The following is a 16,382-nucleotide window of genomic DNA, read 5'->3' on the forward strand; positions in this document are numbered from 1 at the left end:
CGTGAAACTTGTTGAAAAATGTAAAACCCGCATCTTTAAAGATTCGGGTTTCTTAGTTTATCCTAATATCCTTTGATAGATTGTTTTCGCATGGGTCAAATCTTTTGTCCCGTGAATAAGGGCCCGGCCGTCTTGGAAGATGACCATCCGCTCCTCGCCCATTTCCACTGACACTAAATATGGATTGCCTTTTACAGAGTAGCCGAGCGAGCTAAGCTGGCCTGCGAGCCTTTCGAGCGAAATTTCTCCAGGTGTGGCAGGACGGATTTGCACGGTATCGCGGCCGCACAGGACTGTGGTCTTTGTCATATTTTCACGGTCGAGATAAGGAAAGGTCCGCTCCTCGCCGCAGGATAGGCAGCCGGAGTATTTGGCCTTTGACATTTTCATGCTTGTATATTGATTTCTCCATAAATCGAAGCTGACAAACGCCTGGCGGACTGCATCCCAATCCTCGACTAGAATCTTCAACGCTTCCGCAGTCTGGTGGGCAATGACCATTTGCACGGCAGGAGAAATGATGCCGCCCGTATCGCAGGTCATCCCCTGAAGCGGAATCGTCCGCAGCAGGCAATTTAAACACGGTGTTTTACCCGGAAGGATGGAAAAACTCATCCCATAGCTGCCGACGCAGGCCCCGTAAATCCAAGGAATGTTGTATTTCTGGGAAACGTCGTTCATCGCCATCCGCGTTTCAAAATTGTCAGTCGCATCTAACATCAGGTCGACCCCCGCAGCTAGCTCCTCGAGTAGCTCCGGAGTGGCGTCGCCGATGATGGCGTTAATTTCAACATCTGAATTAATTGCTTTTAGACGCTTTTTAGCTGCTGCTGCCTTAGGTAGTTTTTCTGCCACATCCTCTTCTGTATAAAGCTGCTGGCGCTGCAGATTACTGGCTTCAACATAGTCCCGATCGACGATAGTTAATCTGCCGACGCCGGCGCGGGTCAAGATTTCCGCATTACCCGAACCCAAAGCCCCGGCGCCGATGATCAATACATGCTTGCTGCTTATTTTATCTTGGCCTTCCTTACCGATGCCGGGAAAAAGGACTTGCCTTGAGTAGCGTTCGTTCATAAAGATCCCCTTTCTAGAAGAAAACTCGCCTGGTGGCGAGCTTTTAGGGCATTAAATTACCAAATTTTAAAGGAAAATTGTTTTTCTAATTTGCATTTTATTGAATTACAGATTCATTTCACGGTCAATTGGCGGTTTTTTAGATTCTATTGGCGAATTGGGACGTTCTATTGGCGAATCTCCTATTTCTATTGGCGAATTTCCTATTTCTATTGGCGAATCTGACCATTCTATCGGCGAATCAAAAAATCAGCCACCGCTGACCGGCGGGATAAACGCGATCTCATCGCCATCCTGGATGACTTCATCATTAGAAGCAAACTCTTCATTAATCGCCGTCATCACCGTTTCCATGCGCGGCAAATCGTACTTCTCAGAGAGTTCCGCCTTCAATTCAGCCACCGTTTTGCCGCTGGCATCAAGCCTCAGGAACTCTTCACCCACCGCATCGCGCAAATGGGCGAAAAACAAAATTTTATTCACTTAAATCACCTTCCTCAGGCTTTCCGCTCGGATAGGCCTTCGTTTCGAGCTGGTTGCCGACCCACTCCTCGCCGTCCTCCCAGTGCTCTTTTTTCCAAATTGGGACAATTTCCTTAATCCGCTCAATCGCATAGCGGTTCGCCTCATAGGCATCAGCCCGGTGCGGCGTCGACACCGCGATCACTACCGCAACATCGGTAATATCCAAACGCCCGACCCGATGAGTAATCGCAACCCGAGAACCCTCCCAGCGCTCTTCAATCTCGCGGCCAATCTGCTCCAGCTTTTTCACAGCCATCGCTTCATATGCGTCATAGATTAAAAACAACGTCTTTTTTCCATAGGTCAATTCCCGGACGGTACCGATAAACGTCGTAATCGCGCCAGCTTCACGCTGGATCACCTTGTCGATAACATCCTGTATATTAATAGGTTCTTTTGAAATCTCGTAAAGCTTCAATTATTTCACCTCTTCAGCCAAGCGCTTTGGCTCGGCGTTTTCCACCACTTGATAGCCGCCGATATTCTCCACCTGAGCCTTGAAGGCAGGGGAATGGATGATTTCCGCTAGCAGCTTGAACTGTTCACTTTCGTAAAAGCTTCTGGTCATGACTAAATCGTATTCCTCGTCGGAAACCGGAACGAACTCCAAGCTCATTGCCTTTGCCGCAGGATAAATACCTAGACCAGCGCCATAAGCATCACTGTTCACTTCCGCAGCAACTGCTAAATGCGAGAACATTTCTCGGTCATAGCCCGCTATTCTCTCCGGCTCAAGCCCCGCTTCCTCCAGCAGCATATCAAACAAAATCCTCGTGCCGGCGCCTTTTTGGCGGTTCACGAAGTTCGCTCCCTTTTCCACCAAATCACGCACGTCACGGATTTCAAGCGGATTGCCTGCCGGTAAAATCCAGCCCTGCTTGCGCTTCAAAAATGGATACAGGACAACCTCCTGTCCGGCTAACAACCGGCGTACATATGATATATTATATTGTTTTGTCTCAGGGTCAAGCAAATGAATCCCCGCTACATGGGCCTCGCCTTTTCGGATTGCCATAATGCCGGCCATGCTGCCGACATGCGAGGAGACAATTTTCATCTCGGTCCGCACCCGCTTCAGCGCCGACGACAATAGGTCAATCGTCAAATCGTGGCTGCCCGTAAACATGATCGCATTTCGGATTTCCTCAAGCGGCCGCAGCAACTCCACTTCCGCCAGCTCTCCTTGTTCATAGCCGATCACATCTGGCGGCACCACCAATAACCCATCTGCCCGCACATACGACATCGTCACCCCAGCCGCTCTTGTCAGCGGATTAGCGACAAATTGGCCATTCACATAGCCGATATTCATTCGCACAAAATCCTCAGCGCCCATCGACGAAACGATGCGCCGGCCAAGCTTGACGGTAACCTTCTGCCGCTCTGGCTCCGGCACACCTAAGTATTTGCAGACAAGCGGTCGTGCGAACCATTCCAGCGCCAGATAAGCCGAAACCGGATATCCCGGTACGCCAATCACAACCGTACCATTAATCTTACCCAAAATAACCGGCTTCCCAGGACGTGCCGCGACGCCGTGGGTATAAACCGTACCAAGCTCCTGAATGATATGAACGGTATAATCCTTGCGCCCCGCCGACGACCCCGCATTGATGACGATAAAGTCCGAAGTCTCAGAAGCCTCCAAAAGCGCTTCTTTAATCTTCTCCGGCTCATCCTTAACAATCCGGTGCAAACGCGGCTCGCCGCCCCATTCTTTAATAAAATTGGCAAACACAGTGCCGTTAAATTCAACAATTTTTCCAGGCGCCATTTCCTGCCCCGGTTCAACTAACTCATTACCGGTCGGAATCACGGCCACAACCGGTTTTTTCACAACCGAAACCGAAAGCAGCCCTGACGCAATTAGCACTCCCAAATCAGCAGGCCTTAATGCATGACCCTGCGGAAACAGCATTTCCTCCTGAACGATATCCTCGCCAATCGGACGGATGTGCTGCCAAGGCGTAGCGGGTTCGATGATTTCAATCGTCTCCTCGTCCAACACCTGCACATGCTCAATCATAATCACCGCATTAAACGGCGATGGTATCGCATTTCCCGTATCCACATGAACAAACTGCTCACCAAGCTTTAAATGAAGCGGGTTCTGCTCATGCGCCGTATACGTGCTTTCCGCTACAACCGCAACCCCATCCATTGCCGAGGCATGATAGTGCGGCGTTGACACAGGTGCAAAAATCGGTTCAGCCGTCACACGCCCTAATGCATCCACTGTCGGAATCAGTTCCTTTTCCGGAGTACTCTCAAAAGCAGCGAGAATTTCATCTCGCGCCTCGAAACGTGGTTTATCTTCCAAGTAAATTTTCCGTTTATACATAACTGTCGCTCCCCTTACCTGGACAGAATCACAGGAACATACTCGCCCTGCGAAACTCCTTCTTTTTCTGAACTGATTTCCACAATGCCGTCACTCTTTACCAGCGTCGTAATTAACCCGGACTTGCCGATAATCGGCTCCGCCCACCATTCGCCGTCCCTTTCCTCAAGCCGGACTCTGATATAATCCGACCGGCCCGGGCTTGACGGGATGTTTTTCGTTATTTTTGCAAAAATATGCCCAGGCTTCGGCACGAGATGTTCGCCGGACAACTTCTTCAAAATCCGCTCGCCAAAAAGTTTGAAGATAATCATCGCCGACGCCGGATGGCCAGGCAGTCCAATCACCGGTTTGCCGTCCGCCACCGCTAAAATCGTCGGTTTTCCGGGCTTGATCGAAATCCCGTGGACAAACACGCCAGGCTCACCCAATGATTGGATAACCTCCGTCGTATAATCCTTCGCCCCAACAGAGCTGCCGCCTGACATAATCAAGCAGTCTACTTGTTCGTAAAGTTCGCGGGCCTTTTGGCTGAATTCCTCATAGTCATCGCGGACAATGCCGCCGTACACAACCTCGACATTCCAATCGCTCGCCAAGCCAGCAATCGTCAGCCCGTTAATATCACGGATTTGTCCGACCGACAAGTTCTCCGTTTGATAAGGAACAATCTCATCGCCGGACGACAGGTAGCCGGCTTTTATTTTTCGAAAAACGGTGACATGAGTAATCCCCAAGGAGGCAAGGGCACCCAATTCCTGTGCGCGGAGTTTCACCCCTTCTTCAAGGAGAATCTCGCCCTCGCGGATATCCTCGCCGGCCCGGATGACATTTTCCCCGGGCGCCACTTGTTTATATGTATTGAGGAGTCCCTCGACATCCTCACAATGTTCAATCATCATCACGCTGTCACTGCCAACCGGAAGCATCCCGCCAGTCGGAACGTAAACAGCTTGTCCAAGGCCTACTTTTACATCGGGGACCTCGCCCATTTTGACTTCCCCGGCAACGTTCAGGAAGCCGGGCATGGACTCGGAAGAACCATACGTATCTTTCGCGCGGACAGCATATCCGTCGACCGTCGAGCGGTCAAAGCCGGGAACATTCTCCTTAGCAGTCACCGGCTCGGCTAGTATATAATGAAGGGCTTCGGAAAGCTCTCTTACTTCTGTTTGTTGGGTTGCCGGGATCATTTCATCTATCAAGGCAAATGTTTCTTCCACTGTTTTTACTTTGAAAAATTGCATGGTTCTCTTTCTCCCCCTAATGTTCGCTTTCGGCCCACTTTTTCGCGTCTTCGTATTCCTCCGGGCGGTTCATGTTGAAGAAGACCCGCTCCAATTCTGTTTGGCTAAAGCCTGCAAGCTCTTTTTCTGTTACATAAAGGACATTAAGACGGTCCAGCAGCTGTTTCATGCGGAGATTCCCCGCCGCAATACAGCTTTCCGCAACAGCTGCGACTGATTTTTTAAAAACAGCAAATAACGGATGCTGATTCCCGTTGATAACCGGGATGACCGCATCATAATCGCCGCATAGCTTTGCCATTGTCTCGGCGAGTTCCCCGGACACAAACGGCATGTCGCAAGCGACGATAAAATTAACATCGCCTTTGGAAGCTTTCAAACCGGCATGAAGTCCGGCGAGCGGCCCCATGCCGGGATAGTCATCTGCGACCATTTCCAGTTCTAAAAATTCATAATCATCAAAATGATTGGTTACCAGAATTATACCATTAAAACGGTGCTTAAGTGTGTCTCTAATTCTTTCAATATTAGTTTTCTCATTTATTTTTAATAGAGCTTTGTTGGTGCCCATTCGGCTGGATTTCCCGCCGGATAAAATAATTGCTGAAGCGTTCATCGACAGCACCTCTTAATTCGTTACTTTTTTCTCGCCTACCGCCATAAATCCATTTTCCTGCGCTACAAAATCGAGATGGATTGAATTTAAATCAATCATGGCAGCAGACGGCTTTTCTATATATTGCCTTGTATCAATAATTTTAATATAGCCGTTGCACTCCTCGCAAACCTGTATTTGCGAAACAGCGTCCCCTTCAATCGTTAAAAATTTGATTTTTTGGTAGTCTTCATTACCGCAATGCGAGCACTCCAGACGCTTGGCATTCCAATGGGCGAGGCAGCGCGGACATTGGCAGACCTTTTTACCCTCATCCTCCAAAACTGCCAGTCTTACAGGCTCACCGCAGACAGGGCAGCCTGAACCCGGTACGGCACGGTCGATTTCCGGCTGGACTTTTTCAGCCACTAGTTGAAGATACGGACGGAGTGCGGTTTCTGCTAAGAATTGCGGAATCCATGGTTCCAGTCCATTTTCCTCTGCAAATCCTTCAAAATAGAGGCTGTTAAAGGAATAAGCCTCCTCTATCCAGCGGATGGCCGTTTCTTCCTTGAGCATACTGCTGATATCAGCGAGCTTTGGCTTTAGGTTTGGGCTTCTTTCTATGATTAGGGCTGTTATTTCCTCTATCCACTGTAAGTATAGTGAAATTTCAAAATCAATCGCCGTTAACGCGGCAGCAGGTACCCCTGCAGCCAGCACCGCTTTGTCCAGATTTGGCCTGACCGTATCCGGATTAATCATCTGCTTCCATTTTTCCTGAAGCTGAACAATTTCCTTTTGCAGGCTCTGGTATTCCTTTGAAACAACGGATTTAATCATCGTTGTTGCACCTCTTTTTTATTAATTTTTTAAAATTCGCCAATAGAACTGCATAATTCGCCAATAGAATGTTGAAATTCGCCAATAGAACTCAACAATTCGCCAATAGAAAGCTGAAATTCGCCAATAGGACCCCAAAACCACACTAAAGATTCTATTTTTTAATGGGAATGGCTGCCTTTGACAGACAGCCAGCCCCTTTCCTCATAAAATTAAGCGCCTTTTTTATGTTTCGGATCATCCAACTCAGGGAAGTTACCCTTTTTGACCTCTTCTTCATACCATTCTTGGTAATGATCCTTTGCCCACCAAGCAGGAACCTCGCCGGTAACGACGCCGGAGTAGCCTGGTCTTGAGTTTTTATGAATCACACTCAAGTAAACGTGACCGACAATGACGGCAATTCCAAGAGCGAAGCCGACGTTGTGGAATAAGTAGCCCCATTGCACAAGAGCTCTCGGGAAATACTCAGGAAACCACATTGTGAAGCCTGAACAAATAACCAAAATCGCACAGAACATCTGCAGAATCGAGTTAATTTTTTCTCCAGCGTTGAAGAAGGTTTGTTTTATATGCTTAAACTTAAAGCCGAACAATTCTTTAACGAAACTGCCGAAAAATTCAAGGTCGCGCTTTTTCCATGTGATTAGTTCTTTTAGCCAAAGCATCAGGAACTTCGGGCTAAAAATCAACAAGATCAAGGTTGGCGTTATAAATGTGACGGCGAAAATTCTGTGCAGCAGCCGGGCATTTGCCGGGCCGCCAAACACCGGATACAGCCAGTCAAAGAATTCGGTATACATTGGCAGTGCTGTAATGTACAACGCAAAGAAGGAAATCCCATTGATTGCATGGGCCCAAACAAACGCCTTTGGAAAGCGGCGAACTTTTACATCAGGTTTTGTCTGATTACTCATGGCTTCCACCTCCGTCTTGCTCCTTGCCATCTTTATTGAATAGCTTGTTTGTCACAAACGCACCGACAAGAGCCATCGTGGTGGCACCCAGCATCATCTTGCCGATTGGCTGTGCGTAATCCTTCCAAGCAACTGCGGAGGTTGGAACTTTCGGATTTTCCGGAAGACCGTAAACAGACGGCTTTTCTGCTAAAACATAAACGGTGTGTGTGCCGCCAACGCCTTGCGGATTGTACACCTGGGCATTAGGATAACGGTCTTTGATTTCTTGAACTCGCTTTTCAGCCTTTCTGATCATCGCATCTTTATCGCCAAATTCCATTGCTCCAGTATGGCAGGTCGTTACACAGGCAGGCTGCAAGCCTTCTTCCAAACGGTCGGTACACATTGTACATTTGTGAGCTTTACGGTACTCTTTACCGTTTTTATCTTTGTATTCCTTTAGAGAAATCATTTCGAACGGACAGTTTTGGACGCAATAGCCGCATCCAACACACTTGTCTTGGTCGATGACAACGGAACCAAAATCGGTATAGCTGATGGCATTCTCAGGACATACTTTTTCACACGCTGCGTCCGTGCAATGGAAGCAGGAGGAGTGGCGGAACAAGTAATCGAGACCGCCTCCCGAATTCTCATGCTCAATGTACTGAAGGACGTTCCAGGTATCAGCTGTTGTTTTTGGATGGGACTGAGCACTGCCCTGGAATGCTGTCTCTTCAACAGGCAGGTCGTTCCAGTTTTTACAGGCCACCATGCAGGCTTTACAGCCGTCACATTTGGTAACATCAACGAATTTCACATATTCTTTAGCCATTAGTCAGCCCTCCTAACATCACAGAGGAATGCTTTGTATTCAGGAATTTGCGTGTTAGCATCTCCAATGTGCGGAGTCAGGCGATTAGCTGTATCTCCTGTAACATATCCCTTATAGCCAAAATGCCATGGCATTCCCACTTGGTGCACGACTTTGCCTCTTACTTTGAAAGGTTTATAACGTTTTGTAACCATTGCGTATGCAGTGATTTCGCCGCGTGCTGAGCTGACAGTGATTTTATCTTTGTTTTTGATGCCTTTTTCTTTTGCGAGTTCTTCACTTATTTCAACAAACATGTATCCGGCGATTTCCGACAGCCATTCTTGGTTTCGGGTCATCGAACCGGACTGCCAGTGTTCAGATACCCGGTAGGTGGTGGCGATAATTGGGTATTTTCCTTTATCACCCTTCTTGTTGAATTCACCATCATGGATCACAACAGCCGGATTTAACTCAACAGATGAGAAGGCATTCGGCACTGGGCTTTCAAACGGCTCATAATGTTCAGGGAAAGGACCTTCATTCATCGTTGGTGCATAAAGCAGCCCTACACCATCTTTATTCATCATGATTGCGCCAGTACCGCCTGGTGCTGTTGGCGCTAATGTTGCGTTAAAGTCAGGAACGTCGTTGCCCACCCATTTATTCTGGATGGCATCCCACCAGATGATGGCTTTTTCCTTGCTCCAAGGATTACCGTTTGCATCCGCAGCAGCACGATTGTATAGAACACGGCGGTTCAACGGCCAAGCAAATGACCAGTTAAGATAGTTATGTCCGCCCGTATCTTTATTGTCGCGGCTTTTTGATTTGTTCTTGCCTTCTTCAGGATAGAAGCCGCTATAAATCCAGTTTCCGCTGGTAGTTGTTCCATCGGCTTTCAAGGCACCGAAGCCAGGAAGCAGCTTGCCTGTTGTAAGGTCATAGCCGTTAATTTCCTTGGCAACTAGATCAATGTCACATTCAGGACCGTTGCCAAAATTCCAATCAAGCGCCAGGAATGGAGCAGCTTGTGCACTCATGTCACCGGCATAGAGCTTTTTAAGCTTAAGGGCAAGCTCATGGATGATATCAAGGTCTGGTCTTGCTTCGCCTTTTGAATCAATTGCTTTCCAGCGATATTGCATCCAGCGTGAGCTGTTGGAAATACTTCCTTCTTTTTCAAAGGATGCCGATGCTGGGAGCAGGAATACTTCTGTATTGATTTTCGATGGGTCGCTGCCGGCTTCTTTTTTCCAGAAGGCCGCTGTTTCTGTTTCCCAAAGGTCAACAGCAACCAGCCATTTTAAGTTGCCAAGTGCTTCTTTTTCCTTGCCGGCATTCGGTCCGCCGACAACCGGGTTTGTGCCCCAAAGGAACGCACCGTCAAGCTCTTTATTGTACATTGCTTTGAATAAGAAAATGTGCGAGTAGTTCTTTGCCCCTGGTTTAGGTAAATATTGATAGCCAAATTCGTTCTCGGCTGTTGCATTTTGTGCGTACCACGACTTTAGTAGACTGACCACGAATTTTGGTCTGTTGCTCCAATAGCCTGATGGGGGTGTTTCTTTCTTTAAGTAGCCGTCAAGTGTTGCGTGCTCAGGTACTGATGCTTTAGGAATAGCCAGGTAACCTGTCAGGTTATCCCATAATAATCCAAAGTCAGTGGAGCCTTGTACGTTTGATTCGCCGCGCATCGCGTTAATTCCGCCGCCTGGCAGGCCAATGTTGCCCAAGAGCATCTGGATAATCGCATAAGCACGGACGTTTTGCGAGCCGACTGTATGCTGGGTTGTACCCATTGCATAGAGGATGGTTCCCGCTTTACCGACTTTGCTTGTTTCACAGAATGTCTCGTAAACCTTTAATAAATCTTCTTTTGGTGTGCCTGTTACCGATGAAACCGTATCCAAATCATAGCGCGAATAATGCTTCTTCAGTAATTGGAAAACAGTACGAGGGTTCTCCAAGGTTGGATCCATAACCGGTTTTCCATCCGGTCCTGCAGCAAGAGCCCATTTTGTTTTATCATAAGTGCGTTTTGCTTGGTCATAGCCAGAGAATAAGCCATCTTTGAAATCATAGCCATCCGCCACGATAAAGGAAGCGTTTGTATAGTTAATAACATATTCTTTGTGAATAAGATTATTTTCGAGTGCATATTTTATCATTCCGCCCAAGAACGCAATGTCTGTTCCGGAACGAAGCGGAGCGTAAATATCAGATACTGCTGATGTCCGAGTATAACGTGGGTCAACACTGATAATTTTACCGCCGTTTTCTTTAGCTTTTGTCAGCCATCTAAAGCTGATTGGATGATTCTCAGCAGGGTTAGCGCCCATAATTAGCGCTGCATCTGTATGCTGCAGGTCATTCCAATGGTTTGTCATTGCTCCACGTCCAAACGATGGTGCCAGACCGGCAACCGTTGAACTGTGTCATATTCGTGCCTGGTGTTCTAAGTAAACAACGCCAAGCCCTCTCATTAATTTTGAAACCAAATACGTTTCTTCGTTATCAAGTGCCGCACCGCCAAGGCTGGCAATCTTTTCAGTTCTATTTACCGTAACGCCGTTTTCCGAAACGATAAACGACTTATCGCGGCTTTCTTTTGTACGTTTGGCAATGGTATCGAGCATCCATTCCCAGTCTTTTTCTTCCCATTTATCACTGCCAGGAGCCCGATAAAGAGGCTTCGTCATCCGCTTTTCAGAAGTGTATAACTGTCTGAGTGTCGTTCCTTTGCTGCAAAGCTTACCTTCATTAATTGGGTTATCCGGGTCCCCCTCCGTATAAACCACTGTGTTGTCCTTTGTATGGACTAAGATTCCGCAGCCGACGCCGCAAAAGCAGCAAATGGTTGGTGTTACAGTAGCTTTGGCAATTTTGAATTCCTTTGATTTCGCATAGGCTTTTTGTTCATTAAAGCCCAGTTCGACAACCGCTAAAGTGGCAGCGGTTGCACCGGATAGCTTTAAAAATTGCCGGCGATTTAAGTTCATTTCAACCATTTCCAATCTCCTTCCCAAGAGTAATGAATAGAACATCCCATTTTTATGTTTATCTATATAGTTCTACCGGCTGATTCCCCCCTTCAAAGCTTCTCTCCAAGAGCGGCTCTGGATTTACATCATTTTCAACCCGTCCTGCCTCGGTATAGATCATCGCCATTTTCCCTCTTAAATAGCCGATTACTTCTATATTCAAGTACCGCGCCAGCTGGATGGCCTGCTTGGTTGCGGCCGTCCGCGAGCCGATAACAGGAAAGCCGAATTTAGCTGCTTTTGAGATCATTTCATATGAAACCCTGCCGGTTGTAAGAAGTACAAGCCGGTCGGGGTGTAAGCGATTTCTCAATGCGTGTCCGATAATCTTATCGACGGCATTATGCCTGCCGATATCCTCGCGAATGGTGATATTTCCCTCTTCATCCACAATGCAGGCGCCATGCATGCCGCCTGTTTCCAAATAAAAACGGGAGTTCTGAGCAAATTCACTGCGCTTTTTTAACAGATAGCTAAGCTGATAGATTTGATTTGATGTAACCTTATCGAAATTCTTTACATCAGTCATTGAAAAAAATGTAACGCCCCTGCCGCAGCCTGCTGTGTAATGCTTCTTCTTTGAAAAGACCTGATCTTCATCAAAGGCTGCGCTTAAAGTAACATGAATGCTCCCCATATCTTCATTGATGACGATGGACTCAATATCATTTGCTGTCTGAATAAATCCTTCAGAAAACAAATAGCCATATGTCCAATCCTCAAGGTCAAATTTTGTCAATTGGAAAACCGCCATTTCGTATCCGTTAATGATTAATGAAATGGGATATTCATCGGGGCAACTTTTGTGGTTCATTGTTTCCCACCACCTTTAAAAGAGTATTTCTCATTAATAGAGTAATTTTGGAGGAATTTTTTGAAAGTAATTTTTATCACTAAAAATTGATTAAAATAGTAAAAAAGTTGGATATTTCACTTTTTTGTCAAACACTTTCGATAGGCGAAAAAAATCACTTGCATCATTATAAAAGTTTATTTTGGTTGTTTTTTTGCTGTTGAATTATAATAATAGGGTGATGATTAAGCCTTTTTTAGGAGGAGTACATAATGAACATTAAAAAAGTAATGACGATTGCCGGTTCCGATTCAAGCGGCGGGGCGGGGCTTCAGGCGGACTTGAAGACGTTCCAGGAGCTTGGCGTATATGGTATGAGCGCCCTGACATGCATAGTCACGATGGACCCTAAAGACAACTGGCATCATAACGTGTTCCCGATTGCATCGGATATTCTTGAAAAGCAGTTGGAAACCATTCTATCTGTTGGGATCGATGCAATGAAGACAGGTATGCTGGGAACGGTCGAGTTAATTGAAATTGCTGCAAAAACCATCGATGCCCATAAGCTAGAGCGTGTCGTAATAGACCCTGTCATGGTGTGTAAAGGCGAAGACGAGGTGTTAAACCCGGAAACGACCGATGCGATGCGTGAGCTTTTATTGCCGCGCTGTTTAGTAGTGACACCAAATCTGTTTGAGGCCGGACAGCTGGCAGGCATGAAGACGCCGCGGACAGTGGAAGAAATGAAAGAAGCCGCTGTAAAAATTTATGATCAAGGGGCAAAAAATGTCCTAATCAAAGGCGGCAGCAAGCTTCAATCTGAGGAAAATGCCGTCGACCTTCTATATGATGGGAAGGAATTCCGAATTTACGAATCACCAAAATATAATACAACCTTTACGCACGGCGCCGGCTGCACCTACTCATCCGCGGTCACCGCTGAACTTGCGAAAGGGAAATCCGTCTTTGAAGCAGTCGAAGTGGCGAAAGACTTTATCGCCGCAGCCATCGAACAGGGCTTCCGCCTAAACGAATACGTCGGCCCAACCTGGCACGGTGCCTACCGCGCTTCAACAAGCAAAACCGAATACTGCGAAGACTGCGCAGAATAATTTCTCTAAGAGCCGAACATAAAGTTCGGCTCTTTTTCTTTAAGGCTCTGTTATAAACTGAATGTTGATTTTACTTTGAAAAATAAACGGAAGAATTCCGTGTATTTTGGGAAATACTCATATTTCCATAAAAATAAAGGAAGTTTTTCCGTTTATATCATCTAAATCGTTGGATTTTGTGTTATTTAGAGCAGTTAATCGGAAAATCTCCGCTAATTTCTGCATCTTAAGCTTCCTCTTTATACATTAGCCGGAAATTCTCTGCCTATGAATTTTCATACCTACACGAAAATCAACAATGATAATAACTGAGCCTTCTTTAAAAATGTGAAATGATCACCAACCTAGTTGATTGGAGCGGAAATCAACATATATTTAACCGAGCATTCATTTCGCATTTTTTATCCAATTTTAGTATGATAGTTACATTCTTAAAGAAAAATATCTCGTAGACTAAATCCTATTTTTTATAAGAATCACGGGAAGGGAGGAATCAACTTGGAACTAGTGAACACCAATCAAGTACAGGAAGCCATTAATAGCTTCGTAAATAAAGAAGTATATATTCACCTTGAAACCACAAACGGTGCCTACGCATCACATCGCGATCAATCATTCTTTTCGGCAGGGGCTTATATTCGCAACGCCAAAGTCCAATATGAAATAGGGAAAATTACCGGAAAAGGTCCTTACCGGGTGGGCTTAAAAATAAACCTTGGCTGGATTTACGCTGAGGGCATCACACATTTTGAAATCGATGAACTGGGACGGCTTCTGCTTGCCGGCCATGACAATGAAGGGAAACTAGCAGTCGCATTGGAAATCAGCCCGACTCCCTTTGAATAGTGGTTTCATGCGTCAGTCCTGAAAGGAGAATGTAAAATGGAAAAAGAACGCCATGTCTTAGTTGTCTTTCCACATCCGGATGATGAGGCATTTGGAGTATCCGGGACAATAGCCACCCATATCAAAAATGGCACCCCTGTTACTTACGCCTGCTTAACCCTTGGGGAAATGGGCCGCAATATGGGGAATCCGCCATTTACCAATCGGGAAAATCTCCCGAAAATCAGAAAAGCGGAACTAAAGGAAGCTGCCCGTGCTTTAGGCATCCAAGATTTACGCATGCTCGGCTACCGCGATAAAACTGTGGAATTTGAGGATGAAGAAAAGCTGGCCGACGTTATGTCCGCCTTGATTGATGAACTGAATCCTTCTTTGGTTATCACCTTTTATCCCGGCTATGCTGTGCATCCCGACCATGACGCCACCGGCGCGGCCGTCGTCCGCGCTGTCGAAAGGCTTCCTGAAGCCGCACGGCCAACCTTACACTGCGTTGCCTTCTCGAACGATTGTATTGAAAAACTAGGTGAAGCTGACATCATCAATAATATCAGCCCTGTCGCTGAAATAAAGCTTGCCGCCATCAAGGCACACCGCTCGCAAACGGAGCAAATGTTTGCCGACGTGTCCGAAAAACTAAAAAACCAAGACCCACAAATTATGGTCTGGATCAACAACGAGCGCTTTTGGACGTACAAATTTGATTAAATATATAAAGGGACCCGTCCTTCCGCTTTAATGCGTGGGCAGGTCCCTTTCTTATTAATATTCTTTATGGAGCAAGGTACAAAATTTACACCAGTCAAGGATAATGATTTTCCGCGATTTCAAATCAATCATTTCCTCTTTTTTAAGTTTGGAGAAGACACGGCTGATGCTTTCACGCGAGGTGCCGACGACGGTGGCGAATTCCTGTACGGTTAACGGTATTTCAACTTCCCAGCGTTTGAAGTCTGGGTTAAACTTCCGTCCGAGCCGCTCCAGCATCTTTACCGTTTTTGCATAAACATCGAGCAGGACCACATCCCTTAACTGTGAGGTCATTTCTCTTAAAGCATCGCTCATATAGCGGATCATTTGCATAGAAAGCTCCGGATATTGGTAAAGATCCTGCTCGAGCTCTTGCTTATCCAAAAAGAACAGCCGGCCATCCTCAAGCATCGTTGCTGTTGCCGGGTAACATTCTTCCTTCCGTGTGAATAAACATGCTTCGGCGAAAATATCCCCTTGCTGCTTCACACAAACGATAATTTCATTCCCGTTCTCATCCTGTTTGGCGAGCTTAACCGACCCGGAATGAATGAAGAAGACCCCTTTTGCCTTCTCATCCTCTTTGATAATCTGCATCCCTTTTTTCACTTCAAGCGTTTGAATCCGCCTTTCAATGATATTTAGTGATTTCGGGGATAAGTCTTTAAAAATCTCAATTTTTCGAAGTAATTCCTCTTTGTCGACTTCCTGAATCACTGATAAATTCGGCTCCAGTAATTTTTTGATGCGCTCCAACCTTCCCACCACCTTTACCTTGCTTATTTTCCTCTAATTGTAAGCTATTTCTCACGTTATAGAAGTGAAAAGGGTCACAATACTGTAAATCGCCAATACATCATGGAAAAATTGTTTTTCACAGAACGTTCATTTTTTAAAAAACGCTTTAGATATAGGCTTTTGGGGCTCTTTCACAGAACGTTCAAAAACCCTTTATTTCGTGTGATGAACGTCACATTTTCACAAAATTTAATGGATTAGGATGAAGCTGTTCATTTGACAAAAAGGAGGGGGAACAAATTTGAAAAAAGCTCTTATAAGTTTTGCCATTAGCCTTGTGCTCGGCTTCGGGCTTGGATACCTAGTTTTTGATGTCATCACGGGAAACTCCAGTGACTCAGGAAAGGCACCGCAAACCGCTCAGGCTGTTTCGAAGGAAAAAGCAGCGGATGACTCCAGCAAACCAAAGGAAACAGCCACTACTTCAAGCGCTAATGACGATAACATCCTTAACAAGAAGGGATGCCTTGGCTGTCACAGCGTGGAAGCTCTCAACATCAAAGGCGGTGCGGTCGGACCGGATCTTTCACAAGCCTTTGTTAACGTTGAAGGCAAGCACGGCAAACCAATTGAGGAATTCCTGAAACAACCTACATCTGCCGTTATGTCAGGCGTTATCGGCAAAAATCCGTTAACAGATGAAGAACGTCAGCAAGTACTAGACCTGCTCAAGCAGGCATCTGAAAAATAGGGTGGTG

At 46.2% G+C, this 16,382-nt stretch carries 16 protein-coding genes and 1 pseudogene; 4 read left to right on the forward strand and 13 right to left on the reverse strand.

Features of this window, described 5'->3' with window-relative positions:
* Positions 1–57 precede the first annotated feature (57 nt).
* The 12 genes and pseudogenes from ACNQGS_RS03400 to fdhD all read right to left on the reverse strand — a co-directional run bounded on the left by ACNQGS_RS03400 (position 58) and on the right by fdhD (position 12,199).
* Positions 58–1,077 carry a MoeB/ThiF family adenylyltransferase gene (locus ACNQGS_RS03400; RefSeq protein WP_491486123.1) on the reverse strand — a complete coding sequence of 340 codons (1,020 nt, stop codon included), beginning with the start codon at positions 1,075–1,077 and terminating at the stop codon, positions 58–60.
* A gap of 249 nt (positions 1,078–1,326) precedes the next feature.
* Positions 1,327–1,560 carry a molybdopterin converting factor subunit 1 gene (gene moaD, locus ACNQGS_RS03405; RefSeq protein ID WP_491486124.1) on the reverse strand — a complete coding sequence of 78 codons (234 nt, stop codon included), beginning with the start codon at positions 1,558–1,560 and terminating at the stop codon, positions 1,327–1,329.
* Positions 1,553–2,020, reverse strand: a complete 468-nt coding sequence (locus ACNQGS_RS03410) for a molybdenum cofactor biosynthesis protein MoaE (protein ID WP_491486125.1) — start codon at positions 2,018–2,020, stop codon at positions 1,553–1,555. Before ACNQGS_RS03410 ends, moaD begins: the two co-directional genes overlap by 8 nt.
* Positions 2,021–3,943: a molybdopterin biosynthesis protein gene (locus ACNQGS_RS03415; RefSeq protein ID WP_491486126.1), complete on the reverse strand. Its 1,923-nt coding sequence runs from the start codon at positions 3,941–3,943 to the stop codon at positions 2,021–2,023.
* Positions 3,944–3,957: 14 nt separating this feature from the next.
* On the reverse strand, positions 3,958–5,190 hold the full coding sequence (locus ACNQGS_RS03420) for a molybdopterin molybdotransferase MoeA (protein WP_491486127.1): 1,233 nt from the start codon (positions 5,188–5,190) through the stop codon (positions 3,958–3,960).
* 16 nt (positions 5,191–5,206) lie between these two features.
* A complete protein-coding gene (gene mobA / locus ACNQGS_RS03425; protein ID WP_491486128.1) occupies positions 5,207–5,806 on the reverse strand; it encodes a molybdenum cofactor guanylyltransferase in 600 nt (199 codons plus the stop codon).
* A 12-nt stretch (positions 5,807–5,818) separates the two neighbouring features.
* A complete protein-coding gene (locus tag ACNQGS_RS03430) occupies positions 5,819–6,628 on the reverse strand; it encodes a formate dehydrogenase accessory protein FdhE (RefSeq protein ID WP_491486129.1) in 810 nt (269 codons plus the stop codon).
* A 212-nt stretch (positions 6,629–6,840) separates the two neighbouring features.
* The gene (locus tag ACNQGS_RS03435) at positions 6,841–7,545 is read right to left on the reverse strand and encodes a formate dehydrogenase subunit gamma (protein ID WP_491486130.1); all 705 of its coding nucleotides are present in this window, start codon (positions 7,543–7,545) and stop codon (positions 6,841–6,843) included.
* The gene (locus tag ACNQGS_RS03440; protein WP_491486131.1) at positions 7,538–8,362 is read right to left on the reverse strand and encodes a 4Fe-4S dicluster domain-containing protein; all 825 of its coding nucleotides are present in this window, start codon (positions 8,360–8,362) and stop codon (positions 7,538–7,540) included. The genes ACNQGS_RS03435 and ACNQGS_RS03440 overlap by 8 nt, the downstream gene beginning before the upstream one ends.
* Positions 8,362–10,767 (reverse strand): annotated as a pseudogene (fdnG, locus tag ACNQGS_RS03445) (formate dehydrogenase-N subunit alpha); the annotation flags it as partial. The pseudogene fdnG and the gene ACNQGS_RS03440, both read right to left, overlap by 1 nt.
* 12 nt (positions 10,768–10,779) lie before the next feature.
* Entirely contained in the window at positions 10,780–11,352 is a 573-nt protein-coding gene (locus ACNQGS_RS03450) for a twin-arginine translocation signal domain-containing protein (RefSeq protein WP_241114171.1), read from the reverse strand.
* Between the two features lie 49 nt (positions 11,353–11,401).
* The gene (fdhD, locus tag ACNQGS_RS03455) at positions 11,402–12,199 is read right to left on the reverse strand and encodes a formate dehydrogenase accessory sulfurtransferase FdhD (RefSeq protein ID WP_491486132.1); all 798 of its coding nucleotides are present in this window, start codon (positions 12,197–12,199) and stop codon (positions 11,402–11,404) included.
* 251 nt (positions 12,200–12,450) lie between these two features.
* On the opposite strand from fdhD, the gene pdxK reads away from it, so the two are divergent.
* The 3 genes from pdxK (at position 12,451) to bshB2 (ending at position 14,844) form a co-directional block, all read left to right on the forward strand.
* Positions 12,451–13,293, forward strand: a complete 843-nt coding sequence (pdxK, locus tag ACNQGS_RS03460) for a pyridoxine/pyridoxal/pyridoxamine kinase (protein WP_491486133.1) — start codon at positions 12,451–12,453, stop codon at positions 13,291–13,293.
* A gap of 498 nt (positions 13,294–13,791) precedes the next feature.
* On the forward strand, positions 13,792–14,139 hold the full coding sequence (locus tag ACNQGS_RS03465) for a YojF family protein (RefSeq protein ID WP_464492126.1): 348 nt from the start codon (positions 13,792–13,794) through the stop codon (positions 14,137–14,139).
* 36 nt (positions 14,140–14,175) lie between these two features.
* Positions 14,176–14,844 carry a bacillithiol biosynthesis deacetylase BshB2 gene (gene bshB2, locus ACNQGS_RS03470; protein WP_423800165.1) on the forward strand — a complete coding sequence of 223 codons (669 nt, stop codon included), beginning with the start codon at positions 14,176–14,178 and terminating at the stop codon, positions 14,842–14,844.
* Positions 14,845–14,898: 54 nt separating this feature from the next.
* Here the strand turns inward: bshB2 and ACNQGS_RS03475 are convergent, their stop codons facing one another.
* Positions 14,899–15,642 carry a Crp/Fnr family transcriptional regulator gene (locus ACNQGS_RS03475; RefSeq protein WP_491486134.1) on the reverse strand — a complete coding sequence of 248 codons (744 nt, stop codon included), beginning with the start codon at positions 15,640–15,642 and terminating at the stop codon, positions 14,899–14,901.
* A 283-nt stretch (positions 15,643–15,925) separates the two neighbouring features.
* Between ACNQGS_RS03475 and ACNQGS_RS03480 the strand changes: the two genes are divergently transcribed.
* Positions 15,926–16,375: a cytochrome C gene (locus ACNQGS_RS03480; protein WP_491486135.1), complete on the forward strand. Its 450-nt coding sequence runs from the start codon at positions 15,926–15,928 to the stop codon at positions 16,373–16,375.
* The last annotated feature ends 7 nt before the right edge of the window (positions 16,376–16,382 follow it).

Source organism: Neobacillus sp. PVCKKU3 (genome assembly GCF_058323225.1).

Coding starts and splice junctions, on each gene's coding strand:
- ACNQGS_RS03400 (WP_491486123.1), bottom strand. CDS start 1,077: ATGAACGAACGCTACTCAAGGCAAGTCCTTTTTCCCGGCATCGGTAAG.
- ACNQGS_RS03415 (WP_491486126.1), bottom strand. CDS start 3,943: ATGTATAAACGGAAAATTTACTTGGAAGATAAACCACGTTTCGAGGCG.
- ACNQGS_RS03420 (WP_491486127.1), bottom strand. CDS start 5,190: ATGCAATTTTTCAAAGTAAAAACAGTGGAAGAAACATTTGCCTTGATA.
- mobA (WP_491486128.1), bottom strand. CDS start 5,806: ATGAACGCTTCAGCAATTATTTTATCCGGCGGGAAATCCAGCCGAATG.
- ACNQGS_RS03430 (WP_491486129.1), bottom strand. CDS start 6,628: ATGATTAAATCCGTTGTTTCAAAGGAATACCAGAGCCTGCAAAAGGAA.
- ACNQGS_RS03435 (WP_491486130.1), bottom strand. CDS start 7,545: ATGAGTAATCAGACAAAACCTGATGTAAAAGTTCGCCGCTTTCCAAAG.
- ACNQGS_RS03440 (WP_491486131.1), bottom strand. CDS start 8,362: ATGGCTAAAGAATATGTGAAATTCGTTGATGTTACCAAATGTGACGGC.
- ACNQGS_RS03450 (WP_241114171.1), bottom strand. CDS start 11,352: ATGGTTGAAATGAACTTAAATCGCCGGCAATTTTTAAAGCTATCCGGT.
- fdhD (WP_491486132.1), bottom strand. CDS start 12,199: ATGAACCACAAAAGTTGCCCCGATGAATATCCCATTTCATTAATCATT.
- pdxK (WP_491486133.1), top strand. CDS start 12,451: ATGAACATTAAAAAAGTAATGACGATTGCCGGTTCCGATTCAAGCGGC.
- bshB2 (WP_423800165.1), top strand. CDS start 14,176: ATGGAAAAAGAACGCCATGTCTTAGTTGTCTTTCCACATCCGGATGAT.